The organism is Pseudomonas sp. rhizo25, assembly GCF_031931935.1.
Lineage (GTDB): Bacteria > Pseudomonadota > Gammaproteobacteria > Pseudomonadales > Pseudomonadaceae > Aquipseudomonas > Aquipseudomonas synxantha.
Map to the genome: position 1 here is coordinate 148,400 of NZ_JAUJXA010000011.1, position 21,474 is coordinate 169,873.

The 21,474-nt window shown below is 60.7% G+C and carries 19 protein-coding genes and 1 pseudogene; 13 read left to right on the forward strand and 7 right to left on the reverse strand.

The genetic code is table 11. The annotated features are described in order from the left end of the window. Positions 1–2: 2 nt before the first annotated feature. Entirely contained in the window at positions 3–1,481 is a 1,479-nt protein-coding gene (locus QZR30_RS21725) for a helicase HerA-like domain-containing protein (RefSeq protein ID WP_046069330.1), read from the reverse strand. A gap of 205 nt (positions 1,482–1,686) precedes the next feature. Between QZR30_RS21725 and QZR30_RS28070 the strand changes: the two are divergent. The 5 genes and pseudogenes from QZR30_RS28070 to QZR30_RS21745 form a co-directional block, all read left to right on the forward strand. Further along, a pseudogene (locus QZR30_RS28070) lies at positions 1,687–2,718 on the forward strand (HAMP domain-containing protein); the annotation flags it as partial. A 93-nt stretch (positions 2,719–2,811) separates the two neighbouring features. Next, positions 2,812–3,576, forward strand: coding sequence for a methyl-accepting chemotaxis protein (locus QZR30_RS28075; protein ID WP_370881239.1), 765 nt, complete (start codon positions 2,812–2,814; stop codon positions 3,574–3,576). A gap of 384 nt (positions 3,577–3,960) precedes the next feature. Next, on the forward strand, positions 3,961–5,082 hold the full coding sequence (locus QZR30_RS21735; RefSeq protein ID WP_311904113.1) for a glycosyltransferase family 4 protein: 1,122 nt from the start codon (positions 3,961–3,963) through the stop codon (positions 5,080–5,082). Next, positions 5,075–5,818, forward strand: coding sequence for a polysaccharide deacetylase family protein (locus QZR30_RS21740; protein WP_311904114.1), 744 nt, complete (start codon positions 5,075–5,077; stop codon positions 5,816–5,818). The genes QZR30_RS21735 and QZR30_RS21740 overlap by 8 nt, the downstream gene beginning before the upstream one ends. Continuing rightward, complete coding sequence (locus QZR30_RS21745) at positions 5,815–6,921, forward strand: lysylphosphatidylglycerol synthase transmembrane domain-containing protein (RefSeq protein ID WP_046069334.1); 1,107 nt, start codon at positions 5,815–5,817, stop codon at positions 6,919–6,921. The genes QZR30_RS21740 and QZR30_RS21745 overlap by 4 nt, the downstream gene beginning before the upstream one ends. A 123-nt stretch (positions 6,922–7,044) precedes the next feature. Here QZR30_RS21745 and purU read toward each other — a convergent pair whose 3' ends face one another. Next, on the reverse strand, positions 7,045–7,893 hold the full coding sequence (purU, locus tag QZR30_RS21750; RefSeq protein WP_019821236.1) for a formyltetrahydrofolate deformylase: 849 nt from the start codon (positions 7,891–7,893) through the stop codon (positions 7,045–7,047). Positions 7,894–8,243: 350 nt separating this feature from the next. Between purU and mvaT the strand changes: the two genes are divergently transcribed. Then, entirely contained in the window at positions 8,244–8,618 is a 375-nt protein-coding gene (mvaT, locus tag QZR30_RS21755) for a histone-like nucleoid-structuring protein MvaT (RefSeq protein ID WP_005790963.1), read from the forward strand. 90 nt (positions 8,619–8,708) lie between these two features. Here the strand turns inward: mvaT and sbcB are convergent, their stop codons facing one another. Next, positions 8,709–10,136 (reverse strand): exodeoxyribonuclease I, encoded by a 1,428-nt coding sequence (sbcB, locus tag QZR30_RS21760; protein WP_311904118.1) that lies wholly within the window; start codon positions 10,134–10,136, stop codon positions 8,709–8,711. A 162-nt stretch (positions 10,137–10,298) separates the two neighbouring features. On the opposite strand from sbcB, the gene QZR30_RS21765 reads away from it, so the two are divergent. The 6 genes from QZR30_RS21765 to QZR30_RS21790 are packed head-to-tail and all read left to right on the forward strand — an operon-like array spanning position 10,299 to position 16,969. Continuing rightward, on the forward strand, positions 10,299–10,991 hold the full coding sequence (locus QZR30_RS21765; protein WP_046069336.1) for an RDD family protein: 693 nt from the start codon (positions 10,299–10,301) through the stop codon (positions 10,989–10,991). After that, the gene (locus QZR30_RS21770; RefSeq protein ID WP_046069337.1) at positions 10,988–11,968 is read left to right on the forward strand and encodes a stage II sporulation protein M; all 981 of its coding nucleotides are present in this window, start codon (positions 10,988–10,990) and stop codon (positions 11,966–11,968) included. The genes QZR30_RS21765 and QZR30_RS21770 overlap by 4 nt, the downstream gene beginning before the upstream one ends. Continuing rightward, complete coding sequence (locus QZR30_RS21775) at positions 11,955–13,484, forward strand: DUF4129 domain-containing protein (RefSeq protein WP_311904120.1); 1,530 nt, start codon at positions 11,955–11,957, stop codon at positions 13,482–13,484. The genes QZR30_RS21770 and QZR30_RS21775 overlap by 14 nt, the downstream gene beginning before the upstream one ends. Next, the gene (locus QZR30_RS21780; protein WP_311904121.1) at positions 13,481–14,638 is read left to right on the forward strand and encodes a DUF4350 domain-containing protein; all 1,158 of its coding nucleotides are present in this window, start codon (positions 13,481–13,483) and stop codon (positions 14,636–14,638) included. Before QZR30_RS21775 ends, QZR30_RS21780 begins: the two co-directional genes overlap by 4 nt. Then, positions 14,635–15,630, forward strand: coding sequence for an AAA family ATPase (locus QZR30_RS21785; RefSeq protein ID WP_056847606.1), 996 nt, complete (start codon positions 14,635–14,637; stop codon positions 15,628–15,630). Before QZR30_RS21780 ends, QZR30_RS21785 begins: the two co-directional genes overlap by 4 nt. 7 nt (positions 15,631–15,637) lie before the next feature. After that, a complete protein-coding gene (locus QZR30_RS21790; RefSeq protein WP_311904123.1) occupies positions 15,638–16,969 on the forward strand; it encodes a DUF58 domain-containing protein in 1,332 nt (443 codons plus the stop codon). 11 nt (positions 16,970–16,980) lie between these two features. Here QZR30_RS21790 and QZR30_RS21795 read toward each other — a convergent pair whose 3' ends face one another. Together QZR30_RS21795 and QZR30_RS21800 are read right to left on the reverse strand one after the other, a co-directional pair. Then, a complete protein-coding gene (locus QZR30_RS21795; protein WP_046069359.1) occupies positions 16,981–17,340 on the reverse strand; it encodes a PilZ domain-containing protein in 360 nt (119 codons plus the stop codon). A 221-nt stretch (positions 17,341–17,561) separates the two neighbouring features. Next, positions 17,562–17,936, reverse strand: a complete 375-nt coding sequence (locus QZR30_RS21800; protein WP_046069360.1) for a tetratricopeptide repeat protein — start codon at positions 17,934–17,936, stop codon at positions 17,562–17,564. 175 nt (positions 17,937–18,111) lie between these two features. On the opposite strand from QZR30_RS21800, the gene pyk reads away from it, so the two are divergent. Further along, complete coding sequence (pyk, locus tag QZR30_RS21805) at positions 18,112–19,563, forward strand: pyruvate kinase (RefSeq protein WP_043050041.1); 1,452 nt, start codon at positions 18,112–18,114, stop codon at positions 19,561–19,563. 165 nt (positions 19,564–19,728) lie between these two features. Here the strand turns inward: pyk and QZR30_RS21810 are convergent, their stop codons facing one another. Beyond that, a complete protein-coding gene (locus QZR30_RS21810) occupies positions 19,729–20,478 on the reverse strand; it encodes an enoyl-CoA hydratase-related protein (protein WP_274355738.1) in 750 nt (249 codons plus the stop codon). Between the two features lie 30 nt (positions 20,479–20,508). Then, complete coding sequence (locus QZR30_RS21815; RefSeq protein WP_046069362.1) at positions 20,509–21,441, reverse strand: iron-sulfur-binding ferredoxin reductase; 933 nt, start codon at positions 21,439–21,441, stop codon at positions 20,509–20,511. Positions 21,442–21,474: the final 33 nt, after the last annotated feature.

A 21,474-nucleotide genomic window follows, 5' to 3' on the forward strand; every position in this document is an offset into this window, starting at 1 on the left:
CGCTATTTGCGTTTGCTGCCGCCCAACAGCGAGCCCAGCAAGCCACGCACCAACTGGCGCCCCATCTGATTGGCGGCCTGCTGCATCGCTGACTTCAACGCCTTGCCTGCGGTGGTGCCGAGGAATGCACCGGCCTTGTCGGTAAAGCTCGGTTCTTCGGCGGTCGGTGCAGTCTCGCCAGTAGGCCCAAGTTCCTTGCGCGCCATCAGCACTTCATAGGCCGACTCACGATCAACCGGCTTGTCATAGCGACCCAGCAGCGGCGAACTGGCGACCAAGGCCGCACGTTCGGCTTCGCTGAGCGGCCCGATCCGCGATTGCGGGGGGGCAACCAACACACGCTGGACGACTTCTGGCGTGCCTTTTTCCTGCAAGGTGCCCACCAACGCCTCACCGGTGCCCAGTTCTGTCAGTACCGACAAGCTATCGAACGCCGGGTTGGGCCGAAAACCATCCGCCACCGCCCGCAGGGATTTCTGTTCTTTTGCGGTAAAGGCGCGCAAACCGTGCTGGATACGCAGGCCCAGTTGCGCCAGCACCGTATCAGGCAGGTCGCCCGGCGATTGGGTGACGAAGTACACGCCGACACCTTTGGAGCGGATCAAGCGCACCACTTGCTCCAGGCGCTCCTGCAAGGCTCTGGGCGTATCGGCGAACAACAAATGGGCCTCGTCGAAAAACAGCGCCAACAGCGGCTTTTCAGCATCGCCGCGCTCCGGCAACTGTTCGAACAACTCGGCCAGCAGCCACAATAGGAAGGTCGCGTACACCTTGGGCGCTTCATGCACCAGGCGGCTGGCGTCCAACAGGTGGATGCGCCCACGGCCATCGCTGGCGGGCTGCAGAATATCTTCGAGTTGCAGGGCAGGCTCGCCAAACAGGGCTTCAGCGCCTTGCTGCTCCAATACCGCCAGGCGCCGCAACAGCGCCTGGCTGGAACCCGTGGTCATCAATGCCGCGTCTTCGCCCAGCAGTTCCGGGTGGTAACGCAGGTGGTTAAGGAGCGCCTTGAGGTCCTTGAGGTCCAGCAGCAACAGGCCTTCGCGGTCCGCCACCTTGAAGGCCGCGTAGAGCGCCGATTGCTGGCTGTCGGTGAGTTCCAGCAGGCTGCCAAGCAATAACGGGCCCATTTCGCTGATGGTGGTACGCAGCGGATGACCGGACTGGCCATGGATATCCCATAGGGTAACGGGGTACGCCTGGGCCTTGTAGTCAAGGAATGGCATGCCGGCAATCCGCTCGGCGACTTTGCCCTGCGGATTGGCAGCGGCGCCCAGGCCGCAAAGGTCGCCCTTGATGTCGGCGGCGAACACCGCCACACCCGCATCACTGAAGGCTTCGGCCAGGCGCTGCAAGGTGACGGTCTTGCCGGTGCCCGTGGCGCCGGCGATCAACCCATGACGGTTGGCCAGGCGCATGGACTGGGCGATGGGCTGGCCGTCTGGGCCGGCACCGATAAGCAGTTGTGTGGAGTCAGGCATTTCGTCACCTATGGTTAATCTTTAGTGCCGCAAGGTCGATATAGACAGATGTAAGCCCGACAAAGACTAAAAAATGGTCAGATAATTCCGATATGGACCGACGGAGCTATCACCAGAAATACCACACCTTTTTTGACGCTGCCATTTTGCGCCTCCCGTCCAGGAAGCGCCTCGGATATTAAGACCTTAGCGGACCCTACAAGCCATGAATAAAAATCTGCGCTTCAGCCACAAAATCCTGCTTGCAGCCTCCCTTATCGTCATCGCCGCCTTCGCGTTGTTCACCCTCTACAACGACTACCTGCAACGCAATGCGATTCGCGACGACCTCAATAACTACCTGCATGAAATGGGCGACGTCACCGCCGGCAATATCCAGACCTGGCTCACCGGGCGTATCGCGCTGGTGGAAAACGCAGCACAAAATATTGCCATCAACCCAGAACCGTCCGTGGTCGCCAGCCTGCTGGAACAGAAAGCGCTGACCTCTTCATTCATGGCAACCTACGTCGGCGACAGCCAGGGCACTTTCACCATCCGCCCTGATACAAAGATGCCCGACGGCTTCGATCCGCGTGTTCGCCCCTGGTACAAGGGCGCCCAGGCCAGCAACGGCTCAACCCTGACCGAACCCTATATCGACGCGGCCACCGGTCAACTGATCATTTCTGTAGCCACCCCCAGCGCCAAGGCCGGCCAGAGCATCGGCGTGGTAGGCGGCGACCTCAGTCTGCAAACCCTGGTGGATAACATCGGTGCGCTGGACTTCGGCGGCATGGGCTATGCGTTCCTGGTCAGTGCCGACGGCAAAGTGCTGGTGCACCCGGACAAGACCCTGGTGATGAAGACCCTGGCTGACGTGTATCCAAAGGACACGCCGAAGATCAGCGGCGACTTCAGCGAAGTACAAGCCAACGGCAAAACCAACATCGTGACCTTCACCCCGATCAAGGGCCTGCCATCGGTGAACTGGTACCTGGGTGTGTCGGTGGATAAAGCCAAGTCGTTCGCCATGCTCAGTGAATTTCGCACCTCGGCCGTGATCGCCACGATCATTGCGGTGGTGATCATCATCGCCCTGCTGGGCATGTTGATCCGTGTCTTGCTGCAACCGCTGCACCTGATGACCCGCGCCATGCAAGACATCGCCGACGGCGAGGGCGACCTGACCCGACGCCTGGTCATCCAGAACAACGACGAGTTCGGCACCCTCGGCAATGCCTTCAACAGCTTCGTCGAGCGTATCCATACTTCGATTCGCGAAGTGTCTTCGGCCACCGAACAGGTCAATGAAGTGGCGCTGCGCGTGGTCAGCGCCTCCAATTCGTCGATGGTCAACTCCGACGAGCAGGCCAACCGCACCAACAGCGTCGCCGCCGCCATCAATCAACTCGGTGCCGCCGCCCAGGAGATCGCCCGCAACGCCGCCCAAGCCTCCAACCAGGCCAGCGATGCGCGCCACTTGGCCGAAGACGGCCAGCAGGTGGTTGAACGCAATATCAAGGCGATGACACAGCTATCGAGCATGATCAGCGCCTCGAGCAGCAATATCGAAGCACTTAATAGCAAAACCGTGAATATCGGTCAGATTCTTGAAGTGATCACCAGCATTTCCCAGCAAACCAACCTGCTGGCGCTCAACGCGGCCATTGAAGCGGCACGCGCCGGAGAGGCCGGACGCGGCTTTGCGGTAGTGGCCGATGAAGTGCGCAACCTGGCCCACCGCACCCAGGAGTCGGCGCAACAGGTGCAGAAGATGATTGAGGAGCTGCAGGTCGGCGCAAGAGACTCGGTGAGCACCATGAGTGAAAGCCAACGCCACAGCCTGGACAGCGTGGAAATCGCCAACCTGGCCGGCGAGCGCTTGAACAGCGTGACCCAGCGTATTGGCGAGATCGACGGCATGAACCAGTCGGTCGCCACTGCTACCGAAGAACAGACGTCGGTGGTGGAGTCGATCAATATGGACATCACCGAGATCAACACCCTCAACCAGGAAGGCGTGGAAAACCTGCAATCGACACTGCGCGCCTGCTCGGACCTGGAACGGCAAGCGTCACGCCTGAAGCAATTGGTGGGCAGCTTCCGTATCTGATAGACAGAGGGGCCTGGCGGTACTCAGTCAAAATGTGGGAGGCAGTGCGACGACTCGACTACACAACTCCGGGTACGCCGCTGAACCTTGTGGGAGGGGGCTTGCTCCCGATGGCGGCCTGACAGGCGACTAGAATGGTGGATCAGGCCGGGTACATATGCGGTATTCAGGTAACGGCTGGTTAAGGTGGCGGTTATCGCAGGAATAGATATGTACACCGACAGGCCGCCATCGGGAGCAAGCCCCCTCCCACAGGGTCCAGCTGCGTCCCCCTCCCACATTTGCCAGCATTTTCAATGCTTGAACATACCTCAAGGCATCAATCCCAATCGAACATCTCTGCGCGTCTCAGGTCCACGTTAATGAGAGCAATGGATCGGAGGGATGTTTATCGTGCATATCGCTGACATAACCATGTTCTACGCCCCGGCGAGTGGCGGCGTACGCACCTATCTCGACGCCAAGCACCGACGCCTGGCGCTCAAGCCTGGGATTCGCCACAGCCTGCTGGTGCCTGGCGCGCACTTGAGCGAGCACGATGGGATCTTCAAGGTGCCGGCTCCTGCCCTGCCCTTTGGCAAGGGCTATCGCTTCCCCCTCCGCTTGGCGCCCTGGCGAAATGTACTGCACGATCTACAGCCCGATCTTATCGAAGTCGGCGATCCCTACCTCACCGCCTGGGCCGCGCTCGATGCCCGGCGCCAGCTGGACGTGCCGGTGATCGGCTTTTACCACTCCGACCTGCCGCTGCTGGTAAGCAACCGCATGGGGCCCTGGTTTACGCCCAACGTCGAGGCCTATGTCAGCAAGCTCTACGGGAATTTCGATCGGGTACTGGCCCCCAGTAAGGTGATGGCCGACAAACTCACCGGCCTCGGGGTCAGAAATGTCTTCGTCCAACCGCTGGGGGTGGACCTGCAAACCTTCACCCCCGACGTGCGCGACCCTGGCCTGCGCGCCGAGCTGGGGATTGGCGAAGACACCCGATTGTTGATCTTCGCCGGACGCGGTTCCAAGGAGAAAAACCTGCCGGTGCTGCTCAATTGCATGAAGCGCCTGGGCGACGGCTACCACTTGCTGCTGGTGGGCTCGGGCATGCCGGTCAACGTGCCGGATAATGTCACCGTGGTCGATGGATTCCGCCCTGCCCAGCATGTCGCCCGGCTGATGGCCAGCGCCGACGCCTTGCTGCATGGCGGCGACCAGGAAACTTTCGGCCTGGTGATTCTGGAAGCCATGGCCTGTGGCATCCCGGTCGTCGCCGTTGCGGCCGGGGCCTTCACTGAAATTGTCGACGAGCGCTGTGGCCTGCTGTGTGCGCCCAACAACCCCAAGGCGATGGCTGATGCGGTGCGCGAACTGTTCGGTGCCGACAGCCGACGCCTGGGCGCCCAGGCGCGGCAGCACGTTGAGCAGCATTATGCGTGGGACACCGTAGTCGATAGCCTGCTGGGCCATTATCACGCCGTGCTGGGCACGCACAAACCGATGCTCGCCCATGGCTGAGCGTTCGGTCATGCTGGTGTTGCACGATGTAGCACCGAGCACCTGGGCTGACTATCGCCCGTTTGTCCAGGCCGTGGATGCGCTGGGCAACGTGCCCATCACCTGGCTGGTGGTGCCGGACTTCCATCACCATGACGACCTGGCCGCCCACGCCGACTTTCGCCGCTTGCTCGACAGCCGCGTGGCCAAGGGCGATGAACTGACCTTGCACGGCTACTATCATTGCGACGACCAGCCCAGGCCACGTACACCAAAAGACTGGTTCATGCGGCGCATCTATACCCATGAAGGCGAGTTTTACCAGTTGTCCCAGGCCGAAGCCTTAAAGCGGCTTACTGCCGGCATCGAGATATTCCAGCGCAATGACTGGCCGCTGCACGGGTTTGTCGCCCCCGCCTGGTTGATGAGCGACGGCACCCGCCAGGCATTGCGCCAGTTGCCGCTGAGTTACACCAGCGACCCGCAGCATCTTTATCGACTGCCTGACTTCACGCGCATCGACGCCCCAGGCCTGGTCTGGAGCGCCCGCAGCGCATGGCGCCGCGGCCTGTCCAAAGTCCTCAGCGACCAACGGGAGCAGCGCTGGCAGACCGCCCCGGTGATCCGGTTGGGGCTGCACCCGGTGGACATGCGCCACGAGTTTTCTCGTCGTGCCTGGCTACAAACTCTGCAACGCCTGCTCAATGCTGGGCGCACTCCACAGACCAAGGCCGCCTGGCTGGCGACGCAGCCATGAGCAGGCTGATCTGGTTATTGCTGGCCCTGCTCATCGCGCTGGTGATTCCCGTTTGGCTGGGCGGCGGAGAAACCCTGTTGCGCCTGCGGCAGTTCCCCTTGCCCCAATTGCTGGGGATGTTTGCCATGATTATCGGCTGCTGGCTGATCAACAGCCTGCGCATCCGTCTGCTGCTCGGCGAGCAGCGCGGCCAGTTGGGGCCGCTCAAAAGCCTTGGCGTGGTGATCTCCACCGAGTTCGCAATGTGCGCTACGCCCGGGGGCAGCGGTGGCCCCCTGACACTGATGGCGCTGCTGGCGCGCAATGGCATACGTCCTGCCCATGGCAGTGCGGTGTTTGCCATGGACCAGTTGAGCGACTTGCTGTTTTTTCTCTGCGCGCTGGCGGGCATTCTCTTGTATGCGCTGTTCCATAGCCTCAACCCACGAATGGAGTGGCTGCTGGGGCTCAGCGCGGTATCGATGGTCGGCGGGATCATCAGCGGCTGGCTGGTCGTGCGTTTTCATCGCCGCCTGATTCGCCTTACGGGCTTGGCGCTCAAGACCCTGAAAGTACGCGCCAGCACCCGCCGACGCTGGGCGCGCAAGTTACTGCGCTTTCTCGCAGCCTTTACCCAAACCCTGAAATTGCCTTGGCACACGCTGTTACGAGTGTTTGCGCTGACCAGCCTGCATTGGTTATTGCGCTACAGCGTGTTGTACCTGGCGCTGCGTGGCCTGGGCGGCGATGTGCAGTGGGCCTGGAGCTTCCTGATCCAGATGCTGGCATTGACGGCGGGGCAATTCAGCCTGTTGCCGGGCGGGGCCGGGGCGGCCGAGCTGACCTCGGCGGCACTGTTGGCGCCCATGGTAGGCAAAACCACGGCCGCGGCGGCGATTCTGATCTGGCGGGCGGTGACCTATTACTTCTACCTGCTGGCCGGCGCACCGGTGTTTCTATTAATGGTCGGCAAACCACTGCTCAAACGTCTTTTTCGGGGGGCACGCAAGGTTCGTCCTGCTGCAGCTGTTCCCACAAGCGGGCAGCCCCGGGGAAATCAGTACCATCCTCGGCATCCAGCGCATCCGGGTCGTAGCGACTCAGACAGCCCTCGCCCAAGGTAGCGGGCGCCCTGGAGGTGGCTTTATCGAGGGGGTCGGTCATGTGGGTGTCCTACAAATAAAAAGGGCCTAGGGAGTTGTACCCCCAGGCCCTTTCTTATTCAACTATTCAACCCAACGGGCTGATCAGAACACCACGGTCTTGTTGCCATGCACCAACACGCGATCTTCCAGGTGATAACGCAGGCCACGGGCCAGCACCATCTTCTCGACGTCACGGCCGAAACGCACCATGTCTTCGATACTGTCGCTGTGGCTGACGCGTACCACGTCCTGTTCGATGATCGGGCCGGCATCCAGCTCTTCAGTGACGTAGTGGCAGGTCGCGCCAATCAACTTCACGCCGCGCAGGGAAGCCTGGTGATAGGGCTTGGCCCCGACAAACGACGGCAGGAAGCTGTGATGAATATTGATCACCTTGCCGGCGTATTCACGGCACAGTTCCGGCGGCAGGATCTGCATGTAGCGCGCCAGCACTACCACGTCTGCGTCGTGCTGCTTGACCAGGCGCGATACCTCGGCGAACGCAGGCTCCTTGTCCTGGGGATTGACCGGCACGTGGTAGTACGGGATGCCATGCCATTCGACCATGCTGCGCAGGTCGTCATGGTTGGAGATCACGCAGGCAATCTCGCAGTCCAGCTCATCGCTGTGCCAACGGTGCAGCAGGTCCGCCAGGCAGTGGGATTCGCGGCTGGCCATCAGCACCACACGCTTCTTCTGCTCCGTGTCGGTGATGTGCCAGGTCATCGAAAACTCTTCGGCGATCGGCGCAAACGCCTCGCGGAAGGCTTCCAGGCCAAAGGGCAGTGTATCGGCACGAATTTCGTGACGCATGAAAAACCAACCGCTGAGATCGTCCGAGTGATGGCTCGCCTCGGTGATCCAACCATTGTGGGAAGCCAGAAAGTTACTGACCTTGGCAACGATGCCAACCCGGTCCGGGCAAGCAATCACCAGCCGAAAAGTGCGCATTAGGGGGAAACTCCAGAACTTCGCAAAGGCCGCTATTCTAGCGATTGCGCAGAAAAACTGCAGTATTCCTGACGCCTTATTCGCGGTGCTGGCTCTGGCAACACCCCTTATTCGCGTAAGGTTTTTACCACCGCTGTTTGATCGTATAAGGCAAACTCGAGCAGTTAACAGGAAATTAACGCGATTATCTTTCTGCCCAGCGCCTATTAATTAACTCGTTTGCATCGCTTTGCCACAAACATTCAATGTAATTCACACAAATACCGTCTTAAATGTTTACTTGGCGAAATTGCCTGACTATTATTGGGCCACTCACCCTGCCAATCAGCGTTCTACATAAGGTAGTCCACATGTCACTGATCAACGAATACCGCGCCACCGAAGAAGCCATCAAAGAGCTGCAAGCTCGTTTGAAGAACCTGTCCCAAGACGACAAGCTGCAAACCGAGCTGGAATTCGAAGGCAAATTGCGCACCCTGATGGGTGAATACTCCAAATCCCTGCGTGACATCATCGCGCTGCTGGATCCAGAGTCGAAAGTTAAAGCACCACGCGGCGCTGTGAAAACTACCGGCACCAAGCGTGCTCGCAAGGTCAAGCAGTACAAAAACCCGCACAACGGTGAAGTGATTGAAACCAAAGGTGGCAACCACAAGACTCTGAAAGAGTGGAAAGCCAAGTGGGGCGGTGATGTGGTTGAAGGTTGGGCTACCCTGCTGGGCTAAGCCTGCTCAGACCTTCGACCGATACGCAACACATTAAAAACGCCAGCTTGCTGGCGTTTTTTATTGTCAGGATATTCTGTAGTTATCCACCTACAGATTCAGTCGAGCGGCTAAAGAGTCGGCATAGTCCTGCCATTGCTCGAGTACCCCACACTGAAACGATGTAGCACTAACTGCCAACTCCTCACGCGCCTGCTTAAATGCCAGCAAGGTATTCGGTGCTCCCCACTGCGGATCCGACAAGCGTTGCTGACAGAAAAGTTTCCAGCGCTGTTGCTCCTCATTGTTCAAGGTTTCAGGAAAGTTACGTGCGCGGTAGCGAAATAATAATTCCGGCAAACGATGATCATCGAACGGCCACTGCTGGCGCGCTAACTGCGCGGGCTCTGCCATGCGAACTTGTTCACATAAACGCCGGTCACGGTCGCCAATAAAGCCATCGTAGAGCTGCTGCTCCGGGTCTTGGTTCGCCGCAAAGTCTTCCTCGGCGTAAATGGCCGCCAACTTGTCACGCCAAACTGCTTGTGCGTCAGTTAGCCGCAGCGCCCGTGCCTGAAAAGTATCCATATCCAATTGCAGACGCTCGCGATCTTGCGGGCGCAGCACCTTCAACGGCGCGACCACCGGGCAGCGGTTGATATGCAACAACTTGAGAGGCACCGGCAGTTCACCTTCGGCCAACTCACCACGGCGCGTGTAAAGGCGCTCGCGCAGGGTCTCGGCGTCCAGATCCAGCAACCCCTGTGGGTCGAGCCCCAGGTCGCAGACAATCAAGGCATTGCGATTGCGCGGGTGCCAGGCCAGGGGCAACACCACCCCCAGGTAATGGCGCTCGGCAGAAAAGCGCCCGGAGATATGCACCATCGGTTGCAGCAATCGCACCTGGTCCATGACCCGCTGCTTGCTGCGCAGTTGAAACAACCATTCATATAGCTTGGGCTGTTTCTCCCGGACCAACCGCGCCAGGGCGATAGTCGCTCGCACATCAGATAACGCATCGTGGGCCTGGCCATGCTCGATACCGTTTGCTTCGGTCAACCGCTCGAGCTTGAGCGTCACGCGCCCGTCTTGCTCTGGCCAGGTAATGCCCTCGGGCCGCAGTGCATAGGCCGTACGCATCACATCGATCAAGTCCCAGCGGCTGTTGCCGCCCTGCCATTCCCGCGCATAAGGATCGAAAAAGTTGCGATACAAGCTGTAGCGCGTCATTTCATCGTCAAATCGCAGGGTATTGTAGCCGGCGCCGCAGGTGCCTGGCGCCGCCAGCTCGGCGTGCACCCGGGTCATGAAGTCGGCTTCGGCAAGGCCCTTCTGCGCAAGAACACCCGGGGTAATCCCCGTGATCGCGCACGCAGCCGGGTGGGGCAGGATATCGTCGCTGGGCTGGCAATAAAGGTTGATCGGCGCACCGACCTCGTTGAGGTCCAGGTCAGTGCGGATACCGGCTACCTGAAGCGGGCGATCATTACGCGGGTTGATACCGGTGGTTTCATAGTCGTACCAGAAAATCGAGGTCACGGGCTATTCCTGTGCTGAAGACCGACAAAGTCTAGGCGCTGCAAGGCGCTCGGGGCCAGCGATACCTTTACTGTATAAATACCCAGTAAAACCTTGAAGGGTTGCTTCCACCGTCGACACTGCTAGCATCCGTGTCTCTTAGTCGTAATGCAAAGGACCGCAATGGCATCAACACCCCTGGATACCCACTACCAGATCGAGACGCCGGAAGGCATCGACCTGCCCTTGCGTCCTGCCGGCCTGCCGCCTCGGGCATTGGCCTTTGCTTTCGACTTGGGTGTACGTGGGATCATCATGGGTATCCTGCTGGTGCCCCTGGCGCTGCTTGGCAACATTGGCGTCGGGCTAGGCTCGCTGCTGCTGTTTGTGGTGAGCTGGTGGTACATGGTGCTGTTCGAAGTGCTCAACCAGGGTTGCTCCCCGGGCAAACAGGTGATGGGCCTGCGGGTGGTACAGGACGACGGCACGCCCATTGGCTGGTCGGGGTCGTTGATCCGCAACCTTTTACGCTTTGTCGACATGCTGCCCTTCGGTTACTTCCTCGGTGCGATCAGTTGCCTGCAACACCCGCATTTCAAGCGGCTTGGCGACCTGGCCGCGGGCACGCTGGTGGTCTACCGCGAACTGCCGCTGTTACGCCCGCGAATCCCTCAAGCCTCCGCGCTGCGCCTGCCCTTCGCACTGCAACTTAGCGAACAGCGGGCCATCCTCGGTTTCGCCGAGCGCCAGGCCGAGCTCTCTGCCGAACGGGTGCATGAGCTGGCCGCGATCCTCGCCGAGCCCCTGCAAGTACCCCCGGCCCGCGCCGTGGAGCAACTCAACGGTGTGGCCCGTGGCTTGTTGGGGCCGACATGAAGCAGAGCCTTTTTGAAAGCCGCCACCAGCCACAATGGCAAGCCTTCGCCGAACAGCTCAAGCAACTGGAGCAAGGCAAAGCCAAGGCCGCCGATGTCGCGGGCTTCCCCCATCAATACCGGCGCCTGTGCCAGCACCTGGCCCTGGCCCAGGAGCGCGGCTACAGCAGCTACCTGGTAGACCCGCTGCAACAACTGGCGCTGCGCGGCCACCAACAACTGTACCGCCATCGCAGCCAGCTGCCGGCAAACGTGCTGGCGTTCATCCTCGCCGACTTCCCACGCCTGGTACGCCAGCAGTGGCGCTTCGTGCTGATCGCCGGCCTGCTGTTTTTTGGCAGCCTGGTGGGGATAGCGCTGCTGGTCTACCTGTTTCCCGACCTTATCTACAGCATCGTCAGCCCCCAACAAGTAGCTGAGATGCAGGGCATGTACGACCCCCAGGCCAGCCGCCTGGGCCGGGCCGCCGAGCGGGCCGCCAGCGAAGACTGGATGATGTTTGGCTACTACGTGATGCACAACATCGGCATCGCCTTCCAGACGTTTGCGGCCGGCCTGCTGTTCGGTCTGGGCAGCGTGTTCTTCCTGATTTTCAACGGCTTGGTCATCGGCGCGGTCTCCGGGCACCTTACGGATATTGGCTATGGCCAGACCTTCTGGTCATTTGCCATTGGCCATGGCGCATTCGAGCTCACCGCCATCACCCTGGCCGGTGCCGCGGGCCTGCAATTGGGCTGGTCACTGGTCGCGCCGGGGCGATTGGCACGCGGCGAGGCCCTACGCCTGGCGGCCCGTAAAAGTGTGCGAATGCTCTGCGGTGTCATGATGCTCCTGCTCATCGCTGCGTTTATCGAAGCCTACTGGTCCTCCACCACCAGCATTGCCCCCTGGATCAAATACCTGGTGGGCGCCGCGCTCTGGCTGCTGGTGGCCGCCTACCTGATATTCGCCGGGCGGACTCATCATGCGCCTGACTGACTCCAGTGTGATGATTCGCCCGCGTACCGCCTGGGAAGCCATGGACCTGGGTGTGTTGATGGCCAGGCAACACCGCCTCTTGCTGATGGGCAGTTGGGCACTGGTAAGCCTGCCGGTATTTATGGTGCTCACTGTGCTGCTGTGGCGTTACCCGTCGCTGGCGATGTTCCTGTTCTGGTGGCTCAAGCCGGCCTTTGACCGCTTGCCGCTGTACATCCTGTCCAAGGCCCTGTTTGGCGAAACACCAAGCCTCAAACAGGCCGTTCGCGATTGGCCGCACCTGCTGAAGGGGCAATTGTTCGCCAGCCTGACCTGGCGGCGACTGAGCCTGAGTCGCAGCTTTACCCTGCCGGTGAGCCAACTTGAAGGCCTCGATGGTCATGGGCGCCAACAGCGCCTGGGGGTATTACTGCAACGCAATGCCGGGGCCGCACGCTGGCTGACGATCATCGGCGTACACCTGGAAATCGGCCTGTGGTTCGGCGCCTTGGCCCTGTTCTATCTGTTCATTCCGCAAAACGTGGAACTGGACTGGGATTGGCAACGGATGGCCTTGGCAACGGGCTCGGACGTGCTATGGCTGGAACATCTGGGCAACGCGTTCTATGCCATGGTGCTGGTGTTCTGGGAACCCATCTACGTCGCCTGCGGTTTCAGCCTGTACCTCAATCGGCGTACGGTCCTGGAGGCCTGGGACCTGGAGTTGGTATTCCGACGCTTGCGCCAGCGCCTGAGCAGTGTTGCGCCAGCATTGTTACTGGTCGTGGGCCTGACACTGCTACAGCTCAGCCCATCTGCCATGGCGCAGGAACCGCCTGGTCCCAAACCGCTTAGTACCCAGGCCGCCAGCCAATCCATCAAAGCGGTGTTGGAAAAGCCACCGTTCAAGAACCCGGAAACCGTCACACGCTACCGGTTTGGCAAGGAAAAGGCGCCGGTTGGAAACCAAGGCCATGGCGATGGCAAACTACCCCGCTGGCTCCAGGCCTTGCTCGACAACCTCAACAGCGATGCCTTCAAGCACGTCGCTAAAGCCTTGGAAATACTGCTATGGAGCCTGGTGATTGGCGGGCTGGCCCTAGTGATGTGGCGTTACCGCGAATGGTTGCGCACCTTTGTCAGTCGCAGCCGACGGCCTCGCCCGAAAACGGCCAGTGCCATGCCCACCCAGCTGTTCGGCTTGGAATTGGGCACCGACACATTGCCCGATGACCTTGCCGGCGCCGCCGAACAGCTATGGCCCACCCAGCCACGGGAAGCCCTCGGCCTGCTGTATCGCGGCCTGCTCAGCCGGCTATTGCACGAATACAACCTGCCGCTGAAAAGCGCCGACACCGAAGGCCAGGTGCTGGAGCACGTGCATCGCTTGCAGCAGCCGCAGTTACTGGCATTCAGTGACGAACTGACGCGGCACTGGCAAAACCTCGCCTATGGCCATCGCCTGCCTCCCTCCTCTGCCCAGCAGAAGCTGTGCGACGACTGGCGTGCACTGTTCAGCGACGGAGCGAGCCAATGAACCGCCCGCTGGTGTGGGTGGCGCTGCTGCTGGCGTGCCTGCTGGGCATGGGCGGCGTGTATGCCTGGCACAAGGCAATTCCCTACGACGAAGTGGTGGATCGCGGCCCATCGCCGGTTGCACGGGCCAACCCCTATCTGGCTGCCGAGCATTTCCTGCACAAGCAAGGCCTCACGGTGGAGCATGCCAACGGTCTTGAACACCTTGCCGACCTGCCCGCCAAAGGCCATAGCCTGTTGCTGCTGGGGGAACGCAGCAACATGACTCCACGCCAGGTCGAGCAACTGCTGCAGTGGGCCAAAGCCGGGGGCCACCTGCTGCTGGTCGCCGAGGCCTTGTGGGACGAAGAAACCGGCAAAAGTGGCGATCTGTTGCTTGATCGCCTCAATATCCGCCAAACCTTGAGCGAAACCTTCGATGAACCGCCACGGCCTCGTAAAAAGCCGGCACCGGACCTGACCAAACTCTATGTCGACAACGAAACCGCCCCTGCGTATTTCAGTTTTGACACCGACTTCAACCTCATCGACCCCAGGCACCTGGCACAGTTCTCTGCCAACAGCGCGCAGTCCAGCCACCTGATGCAGCTGAACCTGGGGCAAGGCCGTGTCACGGTGATGACCGATAGCGACCTGTGGAAAACCCCTGGCATCGGCAACCACGATAACGCCTGGCTGCTCTGGTACCTGAACCAGGGCACCCAGGTAACCTTGTTGTTCAACAGTGACGTGGACGATCTGTTTACCCTGTTGCTGCGTTTTTTCCCCCAGGCCCTCGTCGCTCTCGCAGCATTGGTTGCCCTGGCGCTGTGGCACGCTGGCATGCGCCACGGCCCGGTCCAGGCACCAGCGCCCAAGGCTCGTCGGCAATTACAGGAACACTTGAAGGCCAGTGCCGATTTCCTGCTACGCCGCAGCGGCCAGGGCACCTTGCTGCAAGCCTTGCAACTCGACCTCCTGCGCGCCGCCCGGCGACGCCACCCAGGCTTTGAACACCTCGACAGCGCAGAGCAACGGCAGGTGCTGGAACACTTGACACGGCAACCTTCCCATATCATCAGCCAGGCGCTTGAACCACTTGCGCTGAAACGGCTCTCCAATGCCGATTTCAGCCGACAGGTAGCGTGCCTGCAAACCCTCAGGAATGCCTTATGAGCGACTCTCCAATGGCCACCCCCCTGACCGCAGACAACCTTGGACATGCCAGCCAGCAGGCCCAGGCCCTGCGTGTGGAATTACGCAAGGCCGTGATAGGCCAGGACCAGGTGATTGACGACGTGCTCACCGCCTTGATCGCAGGTGGTCACGTCCTGCTCGAAGGCGTGCCAGGCCTGGGCAAGACCTTGCTGGTACGTGCCCTGGCCCGTTGCTTTGGCGGTGATTTCGCACGTATCCAGTTCACCCCGGACCTGATGCCCAGCGATGTCACCGGCCATGCGGTGTACGACCTGCAGACCGAACAGTTCAAGCTGCGCAAGGGGCCGCTGTTCACCCACCTGTTGCTGGCCGATGAAATCAACCGTGCCCCGGCCAAGACCCAGGCGGCACTGCTCGAAGCCATGCAGGAGCGCCAGGTTACCCTGGAGGGCGAGGCGTTGCCCATCGGCCAGCCCTTCATGGTGCTGGCGACCCAGAACCCCATCGAGCAGGAAGGCACCTACCCGCTGCCCGAGGCCGAGCTGGACCGGTTTATGCTCAAGGTGCGCATGGGCTACCCCGACGCCCGGCAGGAACTGGAGATGGTCCGCGAAGTGACCCGCTCGTCCAGGGCCGACATGCTGGATGTACAGCCTTTGCGCACCGTGCTGCAAGCCGAGGACGTGGTGCTGATGCAGGAAATTGCCAGCGCACTGCCCCTGGATGAACAGGTACTCGACTACGCGGTGCGGCTGGCGCGGGCCACACGCAGTTGGCCGGGGCTGACCATCGGCGCCGGTCCCAGGGCCTCCATCGCCCTGGTACGCGGCGCCCGCGCCCGGGCGCTATTGCGCGGTGGCGAGTTCGTGACGCCCGATGACATCAAGGGCTGTGCGCTGGCAGTGCTGCGTCACCGGGTGCGCATTGCGCCGGAACTGGACATCGACGGCCTGGAAGTTGACCAGGTGCTCCAGCAGCTACTTGACCAGATTGCTGCACCAAGGCAATGACGCAGCCATGAAGCCGACCCGTCTGTTGCTGATCTGGCTGGGTGTGCTACTTGGCCTGAACACCCTGTTGGGCGCTTCGATGGCGCTGCAGGTCAAGCTACCTCAAACCTTGCATTCCATCGCTTGGGGCCTGCTTCTGGCCCTGCTGCTATTGGCGACGCTGGATGCGGCACGCTTGCACCGCCGGCCCTCGGCGCGCGTAACCAGGAAACTGCCCGGCAGCCTGGCGCTGGGGCGCTGGGAAGAGGTGCGCCTGTGCCTGGAGCATGACTATCCTCAACCACTGACCGTAGGGGTGTTCGACCACGTGCCTGACGGCCTGAGTGTGGATAACCAGCCCCAATCCATCCAACTGCGCCCCGGCGAACGTGCTGAGCTGGGCTATCGCGTTCGCCCCTTGCGCCGCGGGCATTTCAGCTTCAGTCGCTGCGAACTGCTGCTGCCCAGCCCATTGGGGCTGTGGTCGGCGCGCAGACTCGTCGAAACCCATGATGCCACCCGGGTTTACCCGGATTTCGCCCGTTTATACGGCGCGCAGTTGCTGGGTGTGGATAACTGGCTGAGCCAACTGGGCGTGCGCCAACATCAGCGGCGAGGGTTGGGCCTGGAATTTCATCAACTGCGCGAGTTTCGTGAAGGTGACAGCCTGCGCCAGATCGACTGGAAGGCCACCGCTCGCCAACGCACGCCGATTGCCCGTGAATACCAGGATGAGCGCGACCAGCAAATCGTGTTCATGCTCGATTGCGGCCAGCGCATGCGTAGCCAGGATGATGAACTGTCCCATTTCGACCACGCCCTCAACGCCTGCCTGCTGCTCAGTTATGTCGCCTTGCGCCAGGGCGATGCCGTAGGGATGTGCACCTTCGCCAGCGACCAGCCGCGCTACCTCAAGCCGGTCAAGGGCAGTGGCCAATTGAACAGCTTGCTCAATGCGGTCTACGACCTGGACACCACCCGTAGAACCGCTGACTACCAGGCTGCCGCCAGCCAATTACTGGCGCGTCAAAAGCGCCGGGCACTGGTGATCATCGTCACCAACCTGCGAGATGAGGATGATGAAGCGCTGATGACCGCCGCCAAACGTATTGGCCGGCAACATCGGGTACTTGTGGCAAGCCTGCGAGAGGAAATCCTTGACCAGTTACGCCAAGCCCCCTTGCAGACCTTGCCCGAAGCCCTGGCTTACAGTGGCACGGTTGATTACCTCAACACCCGCAATCAACTCCATGATCGTTTGACCGCCCATGGGCTTGCAGTATTGGATACGTTGCCGTCGGAACTGGGCGCCACACTGGTGACGCGCTACCTGGGGTGGAAAAAAGCCGGTGCGTTCTAAATTGCCTGCATTCAGACGGAGGCCTGCTGGGGATCAAAGCTGAAGTACTGCACCAGCGCGTTGATCAATTGCCCATACGCTTCGGGTGGCTGATGCACCGTGAACCCGGAATCGTAATGCTGCGGGTTGACATCTTCATGGCTCCACAAGCAGGTCGCCGTCAGATCAATCGTCTGGAATTCACCTTGAGCCACCGGAATTTTCAAGCACAGCTGAAAATCCACATCGACCATCATGGGTAATTGGCTGATCAGCATCAGCCCATTTTCAGACACATTGCCCAAGAACCCAATCGGCTTGTCGGTAACACGATTGAACACCTGCAAAAAATAAGGCAGTTGATGCCGTTCGATCCGTCGCTCGGTAAACATGATGAAGTCGCCATCCAATGGCCAAGAGTCTGGCCGTGCCAGTGATTCGGAACGAGCAGTCGCTCGCTCTCCCTGGATCTCGGTGTGACAACGGTACCGTTTGTCACCAGACAGCTGCCGAATCCAGGCCCTGCATCCGTTCGAATAGAAACTTGTACAAACGAACATTCAAAGAATAGCCCAGGACTGGCGACGGGCCAGCTCTAAAATGACAAATTTCATTACAAAGATGCAGGCCGTGGTTTTACGGCGGCTGCACTCGGGAAATGCCCCAGTTGCTGCAAGGTATCGAGCCGCGCACGGGCGCGATAGGCGTACTCACTTGAAGGGTATTGGCTGATGATGAACTGATAGGTTTGCGCGGCATCAACAAACAGTTTCTGTCGCTCCAGGCACTGCCCGCGCAGCATCGAAACCTCCGGTTGCACATAACGACGGGTACGGCTTTCGCGATCCACCTGGGACAACTCCAGGGTGACGCGCGCGCAATCGCCCACCCCATAGGCACGGTAAGCGTTGTTCAAATGGTGGTCCATCGACCAGCGAGTACAGCCGACAACACTGACGGCCAGGGCAGCAACGAGCAAAATTCGCATGGGGGTTCTCCTGTCTTGTGCAGTGTATCGACCCCTGGTCGAAAATCTTCAAGGATGTTTGCCCAGTCAAGCGCAGCAAAAACAAGCCAATCGTCGATAAGTAGTGCAAACGAACAATGACTACAACGAAAGAGCATAGTAGCCTTCTCCAGCGCTTGAACTCAGGAGTCTGTGCATGTCCGTCCGTCGCACCAAAATCGTCGCCACCCTTGGCCCGGCCAGCAACTCGCCGGAAGTCCTCGAACAGCTGATTCTGGCTGGTTTGGACGTCGCCCGTCTGAACTTCTCCCACGGCACCCCGGACGAGCACAAGGCTCGCGCCAAGCTGGTGCGTGACCTGGCCGCCAAGCATGGCCGCTTCGTCGCACTGCTGGGAGACCTGCAAGGCCCGAAAATCCGTATCGCCAAATTTGCCAACAAGCGGATCGAGCTGAAGATTGGTGACAAATTCACCTTCTCCACCAGCCACCCTTTGACCGAAGGCACCCAGGACGTCGTGGGTATCGACTACCCGGACTTGGTCAAGGATTGCGGCGTCGGTGACGAACTGCTGCTGGACGATGGCCGCGTGGTCATGCGCGTCGACACCGCGACCCCGACCGAGCTGCACTGCACCGTGATCATCGGCGGCCCGCTGTCCGACCACAAAGGTATCAACCGTCGCGGCGGTGGCCTGACGGCGCCAGCCCTGACTGAAAAAGACAAGGCCGACATCAAACTCGCTGCCGAAATGGAAGTCGACTACCTCGCTGTGTCCTTCCCACGCGACGCCGCCGACATGGAATACGCCCGTAAACTGCGCGACGAAGCCGGCGGCACCGCCTGGCTGGTGGCGAAGATCGAACGCGCCGAAGCCGTGGCCGACGACGAAACCCTCGACGGCCTGATCAAGGCCTCCGACGCCGTGATGGTTGCCCGTGGCGACCTGGGTGTGGAAATTGGTGACGCCGAACTGATCGGTATCCAGAAGAAGATCATCCTGCACGCACGCCGCCACAACAAGGCCGTGATCGTTGCGACCCAGATGATGGAGTCGATGATCCAGAACCCGATGCCGACCCGTGCCGAAGTGTCCGACGTGGCCAACGCCGTGCTCGACTACACCGACGCCGTGATGCTCTCGGCTGAAAGTGCCGCCGGCCCGTACCCGCTCGAAGCCGTGCAGGCCATGGCGCGCATCTGCGTCGGCGCTGAAAAGCATCCGACCAGCAAGACCTCCAGCCACCGCATCGGCAAGGTCTTCGAAAGCTGCGACCAGAGCATCGCCCTGGCCGCCATGTACACCGCCAACCACTTCCCGGGCGTGAAGGCGATCATTGCCCTGACCGAAAGTGGCTATACGCCGCTGATCATGTCGCGCATCCGTTCCTCGGTGCCGATCTACGCGTTTACCCCTCACCGCGAAGCCCAGGCCCGTGCGGCGTTGTTCCGTGGTGTGTACACCATCCCGTTCGACCCGGCTTCGCTGGCACCGAACGAAGTCAGCCAGAAGGCTATCGACGAGCTGGTCAAGCGCGGCGTGGTAGAGAAAGGCGACTGGGTCATCCTCACCAAGGGCGACAGCTACCACACCACCGGTGGCACCAATGGCATGAAGATCCTGCACGTGGGCGACCCGCAGGTCTGATTGACACGCTGCAAACAAAAGCCCCGTTATGCGAATGACGGGGCTTTTTGCATTTCAGGCACACCGAGCCTGGGCGAGGTGCCGAGTGGTGGGGCCCACATTGGAATGCGGTCAACTGTGGGAGCCGGGCTTGCCCGCGATGGCGCCAGAACAGCCAACACCGTTTTATCGCCGGGTGATAAACCCCGACAACGCCGCAATCGCCTCCGGCGATCTCAAGCGCTGGGTAAACAACGCCCCCTCCTCCTCGATCACCTGCCGCAACTGCTCGCGATCAACGCTTTTCATCAACTGCTTGGTGACCTGCACCGCCCCCGGCGCCAGGCTTTCAAAACGTTCGGCCATTTCCCGCGCCTTGGCCAAGGCCGCCTCGCCACTGCCCAACGCCTCGGTGGCAATCCCCCACACTGCGGCTTGTTCGCCAGTGAACCCCTCGCCCAACAACAGTAGTTCAGCCGCCTTCGCATGCCCCAGCAACCGCGGCAGGATCAGGCTCGAGCCAAACTCCGGACACAAACCCAGGTTAACGAACGGCATGCGCAAGCGTGCATTGCGGCTGATATACACCAGGTCGCAATGCAGCAACAGCGTGGTGCCAATGCCCACCGCCGCTCCAGCCACGGCGGCGATCACCGGTTTGCGGCAGTTGAGCAGGCTTTTCATAAAGTGAAACGGTGGGCTGTCGAGGTCGTTGGGTGGCTGTTCGAGAAAATCGCTGATGTCATTGCCGGCGGTAAAACACTCGCTGCTGCCCTGTAGCAGTACGGCGCGAATATCCGAGTTTGCATCGGCCTGTTCCAGCGCCTCGGCCAGTTGCGTATACATGGCACGGGTCAGGGCGTTTTTCTTGTCAGGGCGATTGAGCTGCAAGGTCAGCAACCCGCGTTCGCGTTGCTGCAGGATGGCGTCGGTCATGGCGAATCTCGCGGCAAAAGGTTTCAGCGCTCAACCACGGGGCAGGAACACATCGGCCAGCAGTTGATTGCGCGGCAGCCCGGCCAGGAACAGGCGCTTGGAAAAAGCCTCGACGCTGACAGGGTGACCGCAGAGTAAAGCCAGCGTTTGCCGCGAAACAAGCCGCAGTTGCGCCAATGCCTGGTTCAACTCTGCCGCCGTCCATAGCTCCACCGTCAGGTTCCCATGCTGCGTGGCCAGCGCCGCCAGGGGTTCGGCCAGGTAATGAGCCTCGGCATCATGGGCCAGGTGAATGACACGGATGGCACCTTGATGATCCTGGCGCAGCGCTTCGCGCAATATGCCCCACAACGGGCCCAGGCCGGTGCCGGCGGCCAGCAGCCACAACGGTCGCGATTGCCAGTCGGGGTCATAGTGCAGCGCCCCGCCCCGCAACTCGCCCAGGCGCAGAGGCTCACCAACCTTGAAATGGCGAGCGGCATCGCTGAATTCACCGGGTTGACGGCAATCAATATGAAACTCCAGGTATGCATCCTCCTGGGGCAAGCTCGCCAGGGAATACGGGCGCGCCACCTGCCCTGCCCACAACACCAGATGCTGCCCGGCCCGATACCGCAGGCTACGCTCCGGTAGCAGGCGCAGGCAAAGCACCGTGGAACTCAGCCAATCAGCGCCCACCACCTGGGCCGCCACGCCGTCATGCAGCGGATCAAATGCTTCGACCTGGAGGTCGCCGACGACCCGGCACTGACACGCCAGGCGCCAACCCTGCTGACGTTGCGTCGGGCTCAGGGCTTCGGGCTGCTGGTCATCGACCTCGCCCTGGCAACGCACCAGGCACGCATGGCAGCTGCCGGCCCGGCAACTGTACGGCACGGCGACTCCCGCCTGGTTCAAGGCATCCAGCAGGTTAGTGCCGGTGGGCACCGACCAATGGCGTTCGCCGACGTGCAGTTCAGGCATAACACCGTTACCTCTATTGGTAGGAGCGAGCTT

Coding starts and splice junctions, on each gene's coding strand:
- QZR30_RS21725 (WP_046069330.1), bottom strand. CDS start 1,481: ATGCCTGACTCCACACAACTGCTTATCGGTGCCGGCCCAGACGGCCAG.
- QZR30_RS28075 (WP_370881239.1), top strand. CDS start 2,812: ATGGTCAACTCCGACGAGCAGGCCAACCGCACCAACAGCGTCGCCGCC.
- QZR30_RS21735 (WP_311904113.1), top strand. CDS start 3,961: ATGTTTATCGTGCATATCGCTGACATAACCATGTTCTACGCCCCGGCG.
- QZR30_RS21740 (WP_311904114.1), top strand. CDS start 5,075: ATGGCTGAGCGTTCGGTCATGCTGGTGTTGCACGATGTAGCACCGAGC.
- QZR30_RS21745 (WP_046069334.1), top strand. CDS start 5,815: ATGAGCAGGCTGATCTGGTTATTGCTGGCCCTGCTCATCGCGCTGGTG.
- purU (WP_019821236.1), bottom strand. CDS start 7,893: ATGCGCACTTTTCGGCTGGTGATTGCTTGCCCGGACCGGGTTGGCATC.
- mvaT (WP_005790963.1), top strand. CDS start 8,244: ATGTCACTGATCAACGAATACCGCGCCACCGAAGAAGCCATCAAAGAG.
- QZR30_RS21765 (WP_046069336.1), top strand. CDS start 10,299: ATGGCATCAACACCCCTGGATACCCACTACCAGATCGAGACGCCGGAA.
- QZR30_RS21770 (WP_046069337.1), top strand. CDS start 10,988: ATGAAGCAGAGCCTTTTTGAAAGCCGCCACCAGCCACAATGGCAAGCC.
- QZR30_RS21775 (WP_311904120.1), top strand. CDS start 11,955: ATGCGCCTGACTGACTCCAGTGTGATGATTCGCCCGCGTACCGCCTGG.
- QZR30_RS21780 (WP_311904121.1), top strand. CDS start 13,481: ATGAACCGCCCGCTGGTGTGGGTGGCGCTGCTGCTGGCGTGCCTGCTG.
- QZR30_RS21785 (WP_056847606.1), top strand. CDS start 14,635: ATGAGCGACTCTCCAATGGCCACCCCCCTGACCGCAGACAACCTTGGA.
- QZR30_RS21790 (WP_311904123.1), top strand. CDS start 15,638: ATGAAGCCGACCCGTCTGTTGCTGATCTGGCTGGGTGTGCTACTTGGC.
- QZR30_RS21795 (WP_046069359.1), bottom strand. CDS start 17,340: ATGTTTACCGAGCGACGGATCGAACGGCATCAACTGCCTTATTTTTTG.
- QZR30_RS21800 (WP_046069360.1), bottom strand. CDS start 17,936: ATGCGAATTTTGCTCGTTGCTGCCCTGGCCGTCAGTGTTGTCGGCTGT.
- pyk (WP_043050041.1), top strand. CDS start 18,112: ATGTCCGTCCGTCGCACCAAAATCGTCGCCACCCTTGGCCCGGCCAGC.
- QZR30_RS21810 (WP_274355738.1), bottom strand. CDS start 20,478: ATGACCGACGCCATCCTGCAGCAACGCGAACGCGGGTTGCTGACCTTG.
- QZR30_RS21815 (WP_046069362.1), bottom strand. CDS start 21,441: ATGCCTGAACTGCACGTCGGCGAACGCCATTGGTCGGTGCCCACCGGC.